The organism is Actinomadura atramentaria DSM 43919 (assembly GCF_000381885.1).
GTDB classification, from domain to species: Bacteria; Actinomycetota; Actinomycetes; order Streptosporangiales; family Streptosporangiaceae; genus Spirillospora; species Spirillospora atramentaria.
The window spans coordinates 36,623-51,800 of the sequence record NZ_KB907226.1 but is presented as its reverse complement, the minus strand read 5'-3'; the positions used below and the strand labels follow the sequence as shown (position 1 = coordinate 51,800).

The following is a 15,178-nucleotide window of genomic DNA, read 5'->3' as shown; positions in this document are numbered from 1 at the left end:
GGGTGGTGAGGCAGGGCGCGGGGTCAGGAGGTGTTGTCAGGAGCGGTTCCGGCGGAAGCGCAGGCGGCGGGTCAGCAGGGTCACCGGGATCGCGCCGACCACGCCCAAGGCGACCGGCGTGGCGGGGAGAAGGGTCGACATCGCCCGGATTCCAGGCTGGTCGAAAGTCTTGGGGATGCCCAGGCCGCCCATGTGGCCGACCGGCCAGACCACCACGAACGCGCGGCCGATGACCTTGTCGACGGGGATCGCACCGCCGCCCGGGTCGCCCTGGTGCTCGCGGGAGTCCCACGACAGGGCGCGGTGGTCGCCCATGACCCAGATGTGGTCCTTGGGGACGATCTTGTCGAAGGCGGTCTCGGACGGCTTGTTGCGCTCGTGGGTCACGGGGTCGGTGAAGAGGTAGGAGTCCTCGTCGAGCGGCTTGCCGTCGACCGTGACCCGGCCCTGCGCGTCGCAGCACTTCACGCGCTGCCCCGCGACGCCGATGACGCGCTTGATGTAGTCCTTCTCGTTCGGCGCGACGCCGAACGCGGACCCGACGGCCCGCAGCACCTTCGACACCGGGTTGCCCGGCTTCGGCACGGTGGTCTCGGGGTCCCAGGAGTCGAGGCCGTTGAAGACGACGATGTCGCCGGGCTTGATGTCCCGCGTGTGGTAGACGATCTTGTTGACGAGGACGCGGTCGCCGACCCGGAGCGTGTTCTCCATCGACCCCGAGGGGATGTAGAACGCCTGGATCGCGAACGCCTTGATCACCAGGGCGAGGACGATCGCGACCACGATCAGGATCGGCAGTTCCTTCCAGAAGGAACCCTGCTTCTTCTTCGGCTTGTCCCCGGAGTCGGTGTCCTCACCGGGGGTCACGGTCTCTTCGTCTTCGGGCACCGCGCCCTCGGCCTCGGATCGCACGTCTCTCCGATCGTCCTCGTCTGTCATCAGGGCGAAAGCCTAGCGGCGCGGACGGCCGTCCACCGCGCGCATCCGCGTGTCGTCGCCGAAACGGCAACGCCCCGGGAACACGGGCGTGTTCCCGGGGCGGCGGCCGTGTCCGGCCAGCGGCGCGGCCGGAGGTACGGTCAGAAGTCGCGCTTCTCCTTGATGCGCGCGGCCTTGCCGCGCAGGTTGCGCAGGTAGTACAGCTTCGCGCGGCGGACGTCGCCGCGGATGACGACCTCGAGCTTCTCGATGTGCGGGCTGTTCAGCGGCCAGGTGCGCTCGACGCCGTACCCACCCTTGCTCACCTTGCGGACGGTGAAGGTCTCGCGGGCGCCGCCGTTCTGCCGGCGGATCACCACGCCCTCGAAGATCTGGACTCGGGTGACCTTGCCCTCGGTGATGCGCGCATGCACCTTGACCGTGTCACCGGGACGGAAGTCCGGGTGGTCGGTGCGCATCGCGGCCTTCTCGATCTCCTGGATCAGGGTGTGCATGATGTCCTCAAAAGTCGAACGCGGGCGTCGAGAGGCTCCGGGACGTGCGTGAGGTGGGGCGTCGCGCCGCGAGAGGTGGATCGTCGTCGTCCGGCGCGCTGAGCGCACGGGACGTTTCAGTGTGCCATATCTTCGCCGCCGACCGGAAAACCGGCCTCGGCGAGGACGGCCAGGTCGCGGGCGTCGAGGGCGGCGCGGTCGAGCCGGGCGAGCAGTTCGGGCCGGTGCCGCGCGGTGCGGCGCAGCGCCTCGTCGCGCCGCCAGCGGGCGATGGCGCCGTGGTTGCCCGAGAGCAGGATCTCGGGGACGGCGCGGTCCCGCCAGACGGGCGGTTTGGTGTAGACGGGGCCTTCCAGCAGCGACTCCATCGAGCCGGGCGCGAAGGAGTCGTCCACGGCGGACTCGGCGTTGCCGAGGACGCCGGGCAGCAGCCGCCCGATCGCCTCGACCATGACCAGGACCGCGACCTCGCCGCCCGCGAGGACGAAGTCGCCGAGGCTGACCTCGTCCACGCGCATCCGGGTGGACGCGTCCGCGACGACGCGCGAGTCGATGCCCTCGTAGCGTCCGCAGGCGAACAGCAGCCACGGCTCGCCCGCGAGCTCGGCGGCGGTGGCCTGCGTGAACGGACGTCCGCTCGGGGTGGGGACGACGAGCCGGGGCGTCTCGGGCCCGGGCGCGAGCGCGGCGAGCGCCTCGCCCCACGGCTCGGGCTTCATGACCATCCCTGGACCGCCGCCGTAGGGGGTGTCGTCCACGGTGCGGTGCCGGTCGTGGGTCCACTGCCGCAGGTCGTGGACGGCGACGTCGAGGATTCCGGTCCGCCGGGCCTTGCCCAGCAGGGAGATCTCCAGCGGCGCGAAGTACTCGGGGAAGATCGAGACGATGTCGAGTTTCATCGGGTTCCTAGGGCGGCCCGGCCGGGGCGGTCAGACGCCCTGGTCGTCCAGCAGGCCGGGCGGCGGGGCGACCACGAGGCGGCCCGCCCCGAGGTCGACCTCGGGGACGAGCGCGGCCACGAACGGGATCAGCGCGTCGCCGCCGCCGGTGCGGCGGACGACGAGCAGGTCCTGCCCGAAATGGCGGATCTCGGTGACGGTGCCGACGTCCTCGCCCCGGTCGGTGACGACCGCGAGCCCGATGAGGTCCTGGTCGTGGAACTCGTCGGGGTCGTCGGAGGGGGGGACGTCGGCGGGGTCGACGACGAGCCAGACGCCGCGGATCTCCTCCGCGGCGGTGCGGTCGTCGACCCCGGCGAAGCGCAGGAGCAGGCGTCCGGAGTGCCAGCGGGCGCGGTCCACCGTGAGGGGACCGGCCGCGGCCGGGTCGGTGGCGATCTCGGCGCCGGGGGCGAACCGGAGGTCCGGGTCGTCGGTCCGGACGTCGATCGTCACCTCGCCGCGGACGCCGTGCGGCCGTCCGACGCGGCCGACGACGAGCGGCTGCTCGCTCATCGGCGGCCGCCGGACGCCGGACGGCGGGCCGCCCGCCGGGGAGCGGACGGTGCCGGATCGGGGCCGCGACGCGCGCGGACGCGCCGCGGGCGCCGCGGTTCCACGGTCAGCGGACCTCGTTGACGTCGAGCAGGTCCACCCGCACGTAGCGGCCTCCGGAGAGGGCGCTCATCACGGTGCGCAGGGCCTTGGCGGTGCGCCCGCTGCGCCCGATGACCTTGCCCAGGTCATCGGGGTGGACGCGCACCTCCAGGACCCGACCGCCCCTGATGCGGCGGGCGCGGACCCGGACGTCGTCCGGGCTCTCCACGATCCCCCGCACCAGGTGCTCCAGCGCTTCTTCGAGCACGTCAGCCCTCGCCCTTGACTTCGCTGTTCTCGTCGGCGGCGGCCTCGGCCTTCTTCGGCTCGGCCTTCTTGCGGGTGCGCGTGGCGGGGGCCTCGCCCGCCTCGCCGCCGAGGGACTCCTTGACGGCGGCCTCGAACACGGCCTTCTTGTCGGCCTTCGGCTCGGCGACCCGGAGGGTGCCCTCGGCGCCCGGCTCGCCCTTGAACTTCTGCCAGTCGCCGGTGATCTTCAGCAGGTTGAGGACCGGCTCGGTCGGCTGCGCGCCGACGCCCAGCCAGTACTGCGCGCGCTCGGAATCGATCTTGATGAGCGACGGCTCCTGCTTGGGCTGGTAGAGCCCGATCTCCTCGATGGCCCGGCCGTCCCGCTTGGTGCGGGCGTCGGCGACGACGATCCGGTACTGCGGGTTCCGGATCTTCCCCAGACGCTTGAGCTTGATCTTGACTGCCACGGGTGTGGTGTTCTCCAGACTTGATACAGGGTGCCCGGTCCGCGCCAGGTGGGGAACACCGGCGACGGGCGGGCAGAGGACTCCGGCCGCACAGGACGAGAGAGGGCGCCTTGGCGGGTCCGGGGTTTCCAGCCTGCCATTCTGCCAGACGATCGGGGGTGGAAGTGCAATCGCGCGGTGACACGCGGCCACCCGGCGTGGCGGCGCGCCCGCAGACCGCCCCGAACCGCCGCTTTCCCGGCCGCGCGCCGGGGCGGGGCGCGGCCGGGACGCGGTCACTTCTTCTTGCGCCCCTGGAGTTTGCCCAGGTCGGGCATCTGGAAGCCGGGCGGGAGCTGGCCCGCGAGGCCCGGCGGGAGCTGCCCGCCGCCGAGGCCGGGCGGCAGGCCTTGCGGCGCGCCGTCGGGCAGCGCGGCGGGCTGGTCCTCGCCGCGCCCGCCGGCGGCGCGCTTGCGCGGGTCGCCGCTGCGCTGCTTGCCCTTCTTCTTGGCGGCCTTGGCCGCCTGCTTGGCCTTGCGGCGGCCGGGCGTGCCGGGCAGGCCCATGCCGCCCGCCATCTGCCGGACCATCTTCTGCGCGTCGAAGAACCGGGTGACCAGGCTGCTGACCTCGCCGACGCCGACGCCGGAGCCGCGCGCGATGCGCGCCCGCCGCGAGCCGTTGATGATCTTGGGGTTGGACCGCTCCTCGGGCGTCATCGAGCGGATGATCGCCGCGACGCGGTCGAGGTCCTTGTCGTCGATCTGGCTGATCTGGTCCCGGACCTGGCCCATGCCCGGCATCATCCCGAGCAGGTTCCCGATGGGCCCGAGCTTGCGGATCATCATCATCTGCTCGAGGAAGTCCTCAAGCGTGAAGTCCTCGCCCGAGGCGAACTTGGTCGACATCCGCTGCGCCTGCTCGGCGTCGAACGCGGTCTCGGCCTGCTCGATCAGGGTGAGGATGTCGCCCATGTCGAGGATGCGCCCGGCCATGCGGTCGGGGTGGAAGACGCTGAAGTCCTCCAGCTTCTCGCCGGTGGACGCGAACATGATCGGCCGGCCGGTGATGTGCCGGACCGACAGGGCCGCGCCGCCGCGGGCGTCGCCGTCGAGCTTGGTGAGGACGACGCCGTCGAAGCCGACGCCGTCCATGAACGCCTGCGCGGTGTTGACGGCGTCCTGGCCGACCATCGCGTCCACGACGAACAGGACCTCGTCGGGGCTGACGGCGTCGCGGATGTCGACGGCCTGCTGCATCATCTCGGCGTCGATGCCGAGGCGGCCGGCGGTGTCGATGACGACGACGTCGTGCAGGGCGCGCCGGGCGTGCTCGATCGAGCGGCGGGCCACGTCGACCGGGTCGCCGACGCCGCTGCCCGGCTCGGGCGCGAACACCGGCACCCCGGCGCGCTCCCCCACGACCTGGAGCTGCTGGACGGCGTTGGGCCGCTGGAGGTCGGCGGCGACGAGCAGCGGCGTGTGGTCCCCGGCCCTGAGCCAGCGGGCGAGCTTGCCGGCCAGGGTGGTCTTGCCCGCGCCCTGGAGGCCGGCGAGCATGATCACGGTCGGGGGGTTCTTGGCGTAGCGGATCTCGCGGGTCTCGCCGCCGAGGATCTCGATCAGTTCCTCGTTGACGATCTTGACGACCTGCTGCGCGGGGTTGAGCGCCGGGGAGGCCGCGACCTCGCGCGCGCGCTCCCTGATCCGCGCGATGAAGTCCTTGACGACGGGCAGCGCCACGTCGGCTTCCAGCAGCGCGACACGGATCTCGCGGGCCGTCGCGTTGATGTCGGCCTCGGAGAGGCGGCCCTTGCTGCGCAGCGACGAGAAGACCGTCGTCAACCGGTCGGAGAGCGTCTCGAACACGTGTCTGGACCCGTCCTTGGAAAGCTTCTGGAATCGCCCATCAGACTATCGGGTCGCGGCCGGTGGCGACCCGGCCGCGATTCCGCGCGGGCTCAGCGCAGCGCGGCCAGCACCTTCTGCCGGACGTCGGACAGGACGCCGGGGTCGGCGGGCGGCCGCCCGTCGGCGTCCACGACGTAGAAGACGTCGACGGCCTCCGCGCCGAGGGTGTCGACGCGGGCGGCGCGGACCTGCAGCCCGAACGCGCCGATGGCCTGCCCGACGCGCCACAGCAGGCCGGGCCGGTCGGGCGCGCGGACCTCGATGACGGCGGCGACGGCGGAGGCGTCCTCGACGACGGTGACGCGCGGCGGCGCGACGGGCGCGCCCGGCCGGACCCGGACGGCGGCGGCCCGCCGCTCCAGGCGGCCCGCGACGTCGAGCCGGTCCGCGAGCAGGCGGCGCAGGTCGGCCTCCAGCGCGGCCGGGTCGGGCGGGGAGCCGAACTCGGGGACGGCGGTGAAGTCCAGGACGGCCGTCCCGCCGGAGCCGCGCGGCGCTGCGGTGATGCGGGCGCTGCGCACGGCGAGCCGGTGCAGGGCGAGGACGCCCGCCGCGCGCCACAGCAGGCCGGGCCGGTCGGGGGCGGCGATCGTGACGCGGGAGCCCGCGACGCGGACGGCCGCGCCGTCGTGCCGGGCGAGCGCGAGGTGGTCGGGGGCGGGCGCGGGCGGCGGCGGGAGCGGTCCGCCCGCGAGGGCGGCGGCGGCGCGGCGGGTCAGCTCGGCGACCTGCCCGGCCTTCCACGAGCCCCAGGCGGACGGGCCGGTGGCGCGGGCGTCCGCGACGGCGAGGGCGGCGAGCAGGTCGAGCAGTTCGCGTTCGCGGCCGGGGGCGTCGCCGAGGGCGGTCAGGACGGTCTCGATCGTCGCGGGGTCGTCCAGGTCGCGGCGGGTGGCGGTGTCGGGGAGCAGCAGGTGGTGGCGGACGGCGGCGGTGAGGACGTCGACGTCGCCGGGGTCGAAGCCGAGCCGGGCGGCGATGCCGCGGGTGCGGGCGGCCCCGGTGACGGAGTGGTCGCCGGGCGCGCCCTTGCCGATGTCGTGCAGGAGCGCGCCGACGAGCAGCAGGTCGGGGCGGGCGACGTCGCGGGTGTGCGCGGCGGCCCCGGCGGCGGCCTCCACGAGGTGCCGGTCCACGGTGAAGCGGTGGAAGGGGTTGCGCTGCGGCCGGTTGCGGACGTCCGCCCAGTCGGGCAGGAGCCGGACGATGATCCCGGCCTGGTCCAGGTCCTCCCAGACGCCGATCGCGGCCGGGCCCGCGCCGAGCAGCGCGACGAGCGCGTCGCGGGCGGCGGCGGGCCAGGGCGCTTCGGGCAGCGCGGCGTGCGCGGCGAGCCGGTCGACGGTGGCGGGCGCGAGCGGGAGCCCGGCGTGCGCCGCGGCGGCGGCGACGCGCAGGACGAGCGAGGGGTCGCCGAGGTCCGCGCTCCGGGCCAGGACGACCTCGCCGTCCTGCTCGACGGCCCCGTCCCCGACCGGGCGGCGGTCGGCGGCGCGCTGGCCGCCGCCCGGTCGGCGCGGCGCGAGGAACCGGTCGACGCGGTGCCACAGGTGGTCGCCCGCGTGGACGACGACGCGGGCGGCCTCGGCGGTGGCGCGCAGGAGCCGGTCGGCGTCGCCGAGGCCGAGGGCTTCGGCGACGGCCTGCTGCTCCTGGAGGACGAGCCGGTCCGCCGACCGCCCGGTCTGCGCGTGCAGGGCGTGCCGGACGTCCAGCAGCAGGCCGTGCGCGGCGCGGACCCGCTCGCCGGGCGCGGACGCGACCCAGGACGCGGCGACGGCCCGCATGACGTCGACGTCGCGGAGGCCGCCGTGGGCCTCCTTCAGATCGGGTTCGAGGAGGAACGCGAGGTCGCCCTGGGCCGTCCAGCGCTCCCGGCACAGCACGGCGAGGTCCGCGAGGCGGGCGCGGGCGTCGGCGCGCCAGTCGGCCAGGACGGCGGCGCGCAGCTCGTCGGCCAGGGCGCGGTCCCCGGCGACGCGGCGCGCGGACAGCAGGCCGAGCGCGGCCTTGAGGTCGGCGCGGGCGACGGCGCGGGCCTCGGCGACGGTGCGGACCGAGTGGTCCAGCCGCGGGCCCGCGTCCCAGATCGGGTACCAGAGGCGGTCCGCGAGGGCGGCGACGTCGTCGCGGCGGCCGTCGTGGACCAGGACGAGGTCGAGGTCGCCGCCGGGGGTCAGTTCGCGGCGGCCGTGGCTGCCGACGGCGACGAGCGCGACCCCGGCGGGCGGCGTCCCGTCCGGGGCGAGGAGCCCGGCGAGCCAGGCGTCCAGTTCGGCGGAGCGCCCGGCCCGCGCCGCCGCGAGGGCGGCGCGGGCCGGGGCGGCGGGGTCCCCGGCGTCCGGTCCGGCCGGTGAGGGAGCCGGTCGCCCGGCCGGGCCGTGCGCGGGGACCACGCCCGCCGCCTAGAGGGCGTCCGGGCCGGTCTCGCCGGTCCGGACCCGGACGACCGTGTCCACCGGCACGGACCAGACCTTGCCGTCGCCGATCTTCTCGGTGCGGGCGGCCTTGACGATCACGTCCACGATGTCGTCGGCGTCCTCGTCGTCCACCAGGACCTCGATGCGGAGCTTGGGCACGAGGTCGACCTTGTACTCGGCGCCGCGGTAGACCTCGGTGTGGCCCTTCTGGCGGCCGTAGCCGCTGGCCTCGCTGATGGTCAGGCCCTTCACCCCGAAGGACTCCAGGGCCGCCTTGACCTCGTCGAGCTTGAACGGCTTGATGATCGCCGTGATCAGCTTCACGCTTCCGCCTCAACCTTCTTGTGCTCGCTGCTCTGCCCGCCGCCGAGGGCGGCGGCCACCGACGCGCCCGCGCCCGCGTGGACGGTGCCGAAGTCGTAGGCGGTCTCCGCGTGGGAGGCGCTGTCGATGCCGGTGATCTCGTCCTCGGCGCTGATCCGGAAGCCCATGACCAGGTCGATGACCTTCGCGATGACGTAGGTGACGACGAAGGAGTACACGATCGTCACGGCGACCGCGAGGGCCTGCTTGCCGAGCAGGTCGATGCCGCCGCCCGCGAACAGGCCCTTGGCGCCCGCCGGGTTGACGGCGGTGCTGCCGAGGAAGCCGATGAGCAGCGCGCCGACGATCCCGCCGACCATGTGGACGCCGACGACGTCGAGCGAGTCGTCGAAGCCGAGCTTGTACTTCAGGCCGACCGCGAAGGCGCACACGACGCCGGCGATGAGGCCGAGGACCAGCGCGCCGACCGGCGTGACGTAGGCGCAGGCCGGGGTGATCGCGACGAGCCCCGCGACGATGCCGGACGCGATGCCGAGCGTGGTGGACGCGCCGTCGCGGAGCTTCTCCACGACGATCCAGGCGAACCCGGCGGCGCAGGTGGCGACCAGCGTGTTGATCATCGCGACGCCCGCGATGTCGTTGGCGGCCAGCGACGACCCGGCGTTGAACCCGAACCAGCCGAACCACAGCAGACCAGCGCCGAGGAGGACGAACGGCAGGTTGTGCGGGCGCATCGGGTCCTTCGGCCAGCCGCGCCGCTTACCGAGGACGAGCGCGAGCGCGAGCGCCGCGACGCCGGCGTTGATGTGGACGACCGTGCCGCCCGCGAAGTCGAGCGCGCCGACCTTGTCCATGATCCAGCCGCCGCCCCAGACCCAGTGGGCGATGGGCGCGTAGACGACCGTGACCCAGACGAGCGAGAAGACGACCCACGCGCCGAACTTGGTACGGTCCGCCACGGCGCCGCTGATCAGCGCGACGGTGATGATCGCGAACGTCGCCTGGAAGGCCACGAACACCAGGGACGGGATTCCGGTGCCGTCATCGAGCGTGGCGGTCTTCTCCAGGCCGACCAGGCCCCAGTCCTTCAGTCCGCCGATGAACTTGTTGGCGCCGCCGCCGTCGCTGAACGCGAGGGAATAGCCGTAGAGCACCCACACCATGCCCGCGACGGCGATGCTGACGAAGCTCATCATCATCATGTTGAGGACGCTCTTGGCCCGGCTCATCCCCCCGTAGAAGAACGCGAGCCCCGGGGTCATGAGCAGGACGAGTGCGGTACTCGCCAGCATCCAGGCAGTGTTGCCGCTGTCGATTTTCATCTCGGGGGCTGTCCCTCCTCGGCCACAGGATTCTGATGGTTCAGAGACTCCGGCCTGGCGGTTTCGTCCCGAGTGCGCCGATGTTTCGGCAGTGTGAAACCACACCGCTTCGTGTTTCCAGGGCGTTTCCAACCCCTCACCACTCAGACTGACATGAAGGCGACATCATCAGTCATCGGCGGTGTCAGGCCCCGCTCCCCCGTCCCCCGCTGACAAAGAACGCCCCGCCCGCGCGGGATGCGCGGGCGGGGCGTCAAGAGCGCGGAGGATGCACCGCAGCGAAGCGAGGACGCTTCCCGCGCCGCGGGGGCGGGGAGTCGTCCCCCCGCAAGCGACTCAGTCCCCCAGGATCGCGTCCACGAACGCCTCCGGCTCGAACGGCGCGAGGTCGTCGGCCCCCTCGCCGAGGCCGACGAGCTTCACCGGCACGCCCAGCTCCCGCTGCACCTGCACGACGATGCCGCCCTTGGCGGTGCCGTCGAGTTTCGTCAGGACGACGCCCGTGACATTGACGACCTCCGCGAACACGCGCGCCTGCTGCATCCCGTTCTGGCCGGTGGTGGCGTCCAGGACGAGCAGGATCTCGTCGATCTGGCTCTGCTTCTCGATGACCCGCTTGACCTTGCCCAGCTCGTCCATCAGGCCGGTCTTGGTGTGCAGGCGGCCCGCGGTGTCGACGATGACCGTGTCGATCTTGTCGTCCACGCCCTTCTTGACGGCGTCGAACGCGACGCTGGCCGGGTCCGCGCCCTCCTCGCGGCGGACGACCGGCGCGCCCACCCGCGACCCCCACGTCTCCAACTGGTCGGCGGCGGCGGCGCGGAAGGTGTCGGCCGCGCCGAGCAGCACGGTGCGGCCGTCCCCGACGAGCACGCGCGCCAGCTTCCCGCAGGTGGTGGTCTTGCCGGTGCCGTTGACGCCGACGACGAGCACGACCGACGGCCGCGTCCCGTGCGGGGCGGTGTGCAGCGAGCGGTCCAGGTCGGGGCCGATCTGCTTGACCAGCTCCTCGCGCAGCAGCGCGCGGACCTCGTCGGGGGTGCGGGTGCCGAGCACCTGAACGCGGGTGCGCAGGTCCTCGGTGACCTGGCGGGCGACGGACACGCCCATGTCCGCGCCGATCAGGGTGTCCTCGATCTCCTCCCACGCCTCGTCGTCCAGCGTGTCGCGGGACAGCAGGCCGAGCAGGGCCTTGCCGAACGTGCCCTGCGAGCGGGCGAGGCGGGCGCGGAGCCGGACCAGCCGCCCCGCGCCGGGCGGCGGCTTCTCGATCTCGGGCGCGGGCCGGGCCGCCGGGACGGGCGGCGCGCGCTCGGCGGGCGGGGCCTCCGGTTCGACCGTCCCGGCCGCCGCGTCGGCGCGGGTCGCCCCCGCCTCCGGCCGTGGCGCCGGTTCGGCGGGCGGCCGCGGCGCGCGGCGGCGGCCGGGGCGCAGGAACAGGACGCCGCCGACGACGAGGAGCAGCACGGCGAGCACGGCGATGAGGATCACGTATTCCATAGCGTCCCCCAGTTTCCCAGACGGTCCGCGCTGCCCCGAACAGGCCCGGCGCGGCTCATTCGGCGTCGGGGTCGCGCAGGCGCTGGCTGATCACCTGCGTGACGCCGTCGCCGCGCATCGACACGCCGTAGAGCGCGTCGGCGCCCTCCATCGTCCGCTTCTGGTGCGTGATGACGATGAGCTGGGACGACTCGCGCAGTTCCTCGAACACCGTGATGAGGCGCTGGGTGTTGGTGTCGTCCAGGGCGGCCTCGACCTCGTCCAGCACGTAGAACGGGGACGGCCGCGCCTTGAACACCGCGACGAGGAACGCGATGGCGACCAGCGACCGCTCGCCGCCCGACAGCAGCGACAGCCGCTTGACCTTCTTGCCGGGCGGCCGCGCCGACACCTCGACGCCGGTGGTGAGCATGTCGTCGGGCTCGGTCAGCGACAGGCTGCCCTCGCCGCCGGGGAACAGCCGCGCGAAGATCCGCCCGAACTCGCGCTCGGTGTCGCCGTAGGCGGCGGCGAACACCTGCTGGACGCGGTCGTCGACCTCCTTGACGACGTTCATCAGGTCGCGGCGCGTCTTCTTGAGGTCTTCGAGCTGCGTGGTGAGGAACGCGTGCCGTTCCTCCAGCGCCGCGAACTCTTCGAGCGCGAGCGGGTTGACCTTGCCGAGCTGGGTGAGCTGCCGTTCGGCGGTCTTGGCGCGCTTCTCCTGGACGGCCCGGTCGTAGGGCGCGGGCGCGGCGTCCTCGGCGGCCTCGGGTCCGGGCGGGACGGGCTGGTCGGGGCCGTACTCGCCGACGAGCGCGTCGACCTCCAGCCCGAACTCCTCCAGCGCCCGCTGCTCGTACTGCTCCAGCCGCAGCCGCTGCTCGGCGCGCGCGACCTCGCTGCCGTGCGCGACGTTGACGAGCCGTTCCAGCGAGCTCGACAGCTCCCGCACCTGCCCGCGCACGACCTTCAGCTCGGCGTCCCGCGCGGCGCGGGTCCGCTCGGCCTCCTCGCGGCGCGCCACCGCCTCGGCCAGCGACCGCTCGATGTGGTCCAGCGCGGTCTGCGCGCCGCGCTGCACGGCGAGCGCGACCTTGGCCTGCCGTTCGCGGCGCTCCCGGCGCTGCGCCGCGCGCGCCCGCTCCTCCCGCTCGCGGCGCGCCCCGCGCTCCAGCGCGTCGGCGCGGCCCGCGATGGCGCGGACGCGTTCCTCGGCGGTGCGGACGGCCAGCCGCGCCTCCATCTCGGCGGAGCGCAGCTCGCGGCAGCGGCCGTCCAGCTCGTCGCGGACGGCGGTGTCCTCGCCCGCGTCGCCCGCGACCTCGGCCGCCTCCTCCGCTTCGGCGAGGCGGACGGCCAGTTCCTCGGCGGCCTCGGTGTCGGCGGCGAGCGCGTCGGCGGCGGCGTCCAGCGCCTTGGACAGCCGCTCGGCCTCGCCGGACGCGGCGCGGGCGTCGGCCTCAAGCCGCGCGGCGCGGCGCGCCTCCTGCGCGGCCTCGGCCTCGGCGGCGCGGACCCGCGCGCGGACCCGGTCGAGGTCGCCCTGCGCCTGGTTGACCGCCGTCTGCGCCTGGCCGGTCGCGGCCTGGGCGGCGTCGAGGTCGCTCTGGGCGCGCTGCTCGGCGTCGAGGGCCGCGGCGAGCGCGTCGGCGCTGGCCTCGGCGGCGGTCTGCGCGGCGGCCAGGTCGGCGGCGGCCTCGTCCAGCGTCGCGCGCATCTGCAGCAGGCCCTGCGCGCCGCCCGCCGCGCCGCCCTGCGCCCAGTGCGCGCCGACGAGGTCGCCGTCGCGGGTGACGGCGCGCAGCTCGGGCGCGCGGCGGACCAGCGCGGCGGCGGCCGCGACGTCGTCGGCGACGGCGACGTCCCCGACGAGGTGCTCCAGCGCGGGCCGGACGCCGTCCGGGACGGTCACCGCGTCGAGGACGTAGTCGGCGTCCGGCACGCGCGGCGCGGGCACGGCCGTCCCGCCGCCGACGAGCAGTCCGGCGCGGCCCGCGTCGCGCGAGCGCAGCAGCTCCAGCGCGGCCTCGGCGGTGTCGAGCGACCCGACGGCCAGCGCCTCGGCCGCGCCGCCGAGCGCCGCCGCGACCGCCGCCTCGTACCCGGGCCGGACGGTCAGCAGCGACGCGACCGTGCCGAGCACGCCCGGCAGCGTCCCGTCGCCCGCCGCCGCCAGCAGCGCCTCGCCGCCGTCCGCGGCGCCGGCCAGCGTCAGGTTCAGCGCCTCGATGCGGGCCTGGAGCGCGGTGACGCGCTGCTGCGCGGCCTGGTCGGCGGTGCGGGCGGCGGTGACGGCCGCGCGCGCGTCCTTCACCCGCGTCCGGGGGCCGTCCACCGCCGCGCGCGCCGCCTCGGCGGCGTCCTTCGCGGTCGCCAGCGCCTCCTGGACGGCTTCGTGCTCGGCGGCCAGCTCCGGGTCCGCGACGACCTCGGCCTCGAACGCGGCGAACTCCTCGCGCGCGACCTCGGCGCGCCGCTCGGCCTCCGCGCGGGCCTCGCGCAGCCGGCCGATCTCGGCCTGCCCCGCCTGCGCCTTGCTGCGCAGCGCCTCGACGCGGCCGCGCAGCCGGGCCAGGTCCTCGCGGCGGTCGGCGGCGGCGCGCGCGGCGGCCTGGAGGCGGCGTTCCTCGCCGGCCAGCGCCTCTTCCGCTCCGGACCGTTCCCGGACGGCCTCTTCGAGCCCGTCCTGCGCGGACTCGAGCGCCGCCTGCTGCATCTCCTCCTGCTCGCGGACGGCGGCGGCCTCGCGCTCCATCTCGTCCGGGTCGCGTCCGCGCCGCTCGTCGCCCGCCGCCTCGACCGCGCCCCGGTGCCGCTCGGCGGCGAGGTCCGCGACGCCGCGCAGCCGCTCGCGCAGCGCCGACAGCTTGAACCAGGTGTCCTGCACGGCCGCGAGCCGGGGCGCCTCGGCGACCTCCTGCTCCTCCAGCATCGCCTCGCGCTCCTGCGCCTCGGCCAGCGCGCGCTCGGTCTCGGTGCGGCGCTCGCGGACGCGTTCCTCGTCGGCGGTCTCCTGGTCGAGGCGGGTGCGCAGGGTGACCAGGTCGTCGGCGAGCAGCCGGGCGCGGGCGTCGCGCAGGTCGGCCTGGATGACGGCGGCGCGCCGGGCGATCTCGGCCTGCCGCCCGAGCGGCTTGAGCTGGCGGCGCAGCTCGCCGGTCAGGTCGGTGACGCGGTTGAGGTTGGCCTGCATCGCGTCGAGCTTGCGGAGCGCCTTCTCCTTGCGCTTGCGGTGCTTGAGGACGCCCGCCGCCTCCTCGATGACCGCGCGGCGGCCCTCGGGCCCGGCGTGCAGGACGCGGTCGAGCTGGCCCTGCCCGATGATGACGTGCATCTCGCGGCCGATGCCGGAGTCCGACAGCAGCTCCTGGATGTCCAGCAGGCGGCACGAGTCGCCGTTGATGGCGTACTCGCTCTGCCCCGACCGGAACATCAGGCGGCTGATCGTCACCTCGGAGTAGTCGATCGGGAGGGCGCCGTCGGAGTTGTCGATGGTGAGGACGACCTCGGCGCGGCCGAGCGGCGCGCGGTTGGCCGTCCCGGCGAAGATGACGTCCTCCATCTTGCCGCCGCGCAGCGACTTGGCGCCCTGCTCGCCCATGACCCAGGCGAGGGCGTCCACGACATTGGACTTGCCGGACCCGTTCGGGCCGACGACGGCGGTGATGCCCGGCTCGAAGCGCAGCGTGGTGGAGGACGCGAAGGACTTGAACCCGCGCAGCGTCAGCGTCTTCAGATACACGGCGGCCCCTGCCCTCCCCTGCCGGCGGTCCCCCGGGCGCGGTGCGCGGCCCGCCGGAGACCCGAGGAACGATACCGGCCGCGACCGCCGCCGACCGGCATCCTCGGGACGGACCCGGCGCGCCCGCGCCACGATCCCCCCGACGGGGGACGGACCGGAACGAACCGGGGCAATCGGGGACGATCAACGCGCCGGACGCCGCGGGCGGGCGGATTCACCGGTCCGCCGCCCGAACGGGTCTCCGGCGTGACCGAAAACACATTCAGGGCAGGGCAAAACAAAAGGGACGCCCACGGTGGCGTCCCTGTCGTT

The 15,178-nt window shown here is 74.6% G+C and carries 12 protein-coding genes; all 12 read right to left on the bottom strand.

The genetic code is table 11. From position 1 onward, the window contains the following. Positions 1 to 36: 36 nt before the first annotated feature. Complete coding sequence (gene lepB, locus G339_RS35865; RefSeq protein ID WP_019634835.1) at positions 37 to 912, bottom strand: signal peptidase I; 876 nt, start codon at positions 910 to 912, stop codon at positions 37 to 39. A 167-nt stretch (positions 913 to 1,079) separates the two neighbouring features. Next, positions 1,080 to 1,433, bottom strand: coding sequence for a 50S ribosomal protein L19 (gene rplS / locus G339_RS0130355; RefSeq protein WP_019634834.1), 354 nt, complete (start codon positions 1,431 to 1,433; stop codon positions 1,080 to 1,082). 116 nt (positions 1,434 to 1,549) lie between these two features. Then, a complete protein-coding gene (gene trmD / locus G339_RS0130350; protein WP_019634833.1) occupies positions 1,550 to 2,332 on the bottom strand; it encodes a tRNA (guanosine(37)-N1)-methyltransferase TrmD in 783 nt (260 codons plus the stop codon). Positions 2,333 to 2,362: 30 nt separating this feature from the next. Further along, entirely contained in the window at positions 2,363 to 2,887 is a 525-nt protein-coding gene (rimM, locus tag G339_RS0130345) for a ribosome maturation factor RimM (protein WP_019634832.1), read from the bottom strand. Positions 2,888 to 2,993: 106 nt separating this feature from the next. Then, positions 2,994 to 3,236 carry an RNA-binding protein gene (locus G339_RS0130340; RefSeq protein ID WP_019634831.1) on the bottom strand — a complete coding sequence of 81 codons (243 nt, stop codon included), beginning with the start codon at positions 3,234 to 3,236 and terminating at the stop codon, positions 2,994 to 2,996. A gap of 1 nt (position 3,237) precedes the next feature. Further along, a complete protein-coding gene (gene rpsP, locus G339_RS0130335) occupies positions 3,238 to 3,687 on the bottom strand; it encodes a 30S ribosomal protein S16 (protein WP_019634830.1) in 450 nt (149 codons plus the stop codon). 275 nt (positions 3,688 to 3,962) lie between these two features. Then, positions 3,963 to 5,534, bottom strand: a complete 1,572-nt coding sequence (ffh, locus tag G339_RS0130330) for a signal recognition particle protein (RefSeq protein ID WP_019634829.1) — start codon at positions 5,532 to 5,534, stop codon at positions 3,963 to 3,965. A gap of 92 nt (positions 5,535 to 5,626) precedes the next feature. Then, on the bottom strand, positions 5,627 to 7,972 hold the full coding sequence (locus tag G339_RS0130325; protein WP_019634828.1) for a [protein-PII] uridylyltransferase: 2,346 nt from the start codon (positions 7,970 to 7,972) through the stop codon (positions 5,627 to 5,629). Between the two features lie 9 nt (positions 7,973 to 7,981). Further along, the gene (locus G339_RS0130320) at positions 7,982 to 8,320 is read right to left on the bottom strand and encodes a P-II family nitrogen regulator (protein ID WP_019634827.1); all 339 of its coding nucleotides are present in this window, start codon (positions 8,318 to 8,320) and stop codon (positions 7,982 to 7,984) included. Continuing rightward, the gene (locus G339_RS0130315) at positions 8,317 to 9,642 is read right to left on the bottom strand and encodes an ammonium transporter (protein WP_019634826.1); all 1,326 of its coding nucleotides are present in this window, start codon (positions 9,640 to 9,642) and stop codon (positions 8,317 to 8,319) included. Before G339_RS0130315 ends, G339_RS0130320 begins: the two co-directional genes overlap by 4 nt. A gap of 336 nt (positions 9,643 to 9,978) precedes the next feature. Further along, positions 9,979 to 11,142 (bottom strand): signal recognition particle-docking protein FtsY, encoded by a 1,164-nt coding sequence (ftsY, locus tag G339_RS0130310; protein WP_019634825.1) that lies wholly within the window; start codon positions 11,140 to 11,142, stop codon positions 9,979 to 9,981. A 55-nt stretch (positions 11,143 to 11,197) separates the two neighbouring features. Then, the gene (gene smc, locus G339_RS0130305; protein ID WP_019634824.1) at positions 11,198 to 14,866 is read right to left on the bottom strand and encodes a chromosome segregation protein SMC; all 3,669 of its coding nucleotides are present in this window, start codon (positions 14,864 to 14,866) and stop codon (positions 11,198 to 11,200) included. Between the last annotated feature and the right edge of the window lie 312 nt (positions 14,867 to 15,178).

What these genes read in the sequence shown, in the direction of transcription:
- rplS (WP_019634834.1), bottom strand. Translation starts at nt 1,433, where the DNA reads ATGCACACCCTGATCCAGGAGATCGAGAAGGCCGCGATGCGCACCGAC.
- trmD (WP_019634833.1), bottom strand. Translation starts at nt 2,332, where the DNA reads ATGAAACTCGACATCGTCTCGATCTTCCCCGAGTACTTCGCGCCGCTG.
- rimM (WP_019634832.1), bottom strand. Translation starts at nt 2,887, where the DNA reads ATGAGCGAGCAGCCGCTCGTCGTCGGCCGCGTCGGACGGCCGCACGGC.
- G339_RS0130315 (WP_019634826.1), bottom strand. Translation starts at nt 9,642, where the DNA reads ATGAAAATCGACAGCGGCAACACTGCCTGGATGCTGGCGAGTACCGCA.
- ftsY (WP_019634825.1), bottom strand. Translation starts at nt 11,142, where the DNA reads ATGGAATACGTGATCCTCATCGCCGTGCTCGCCGTGCTGCTCCTCGTC.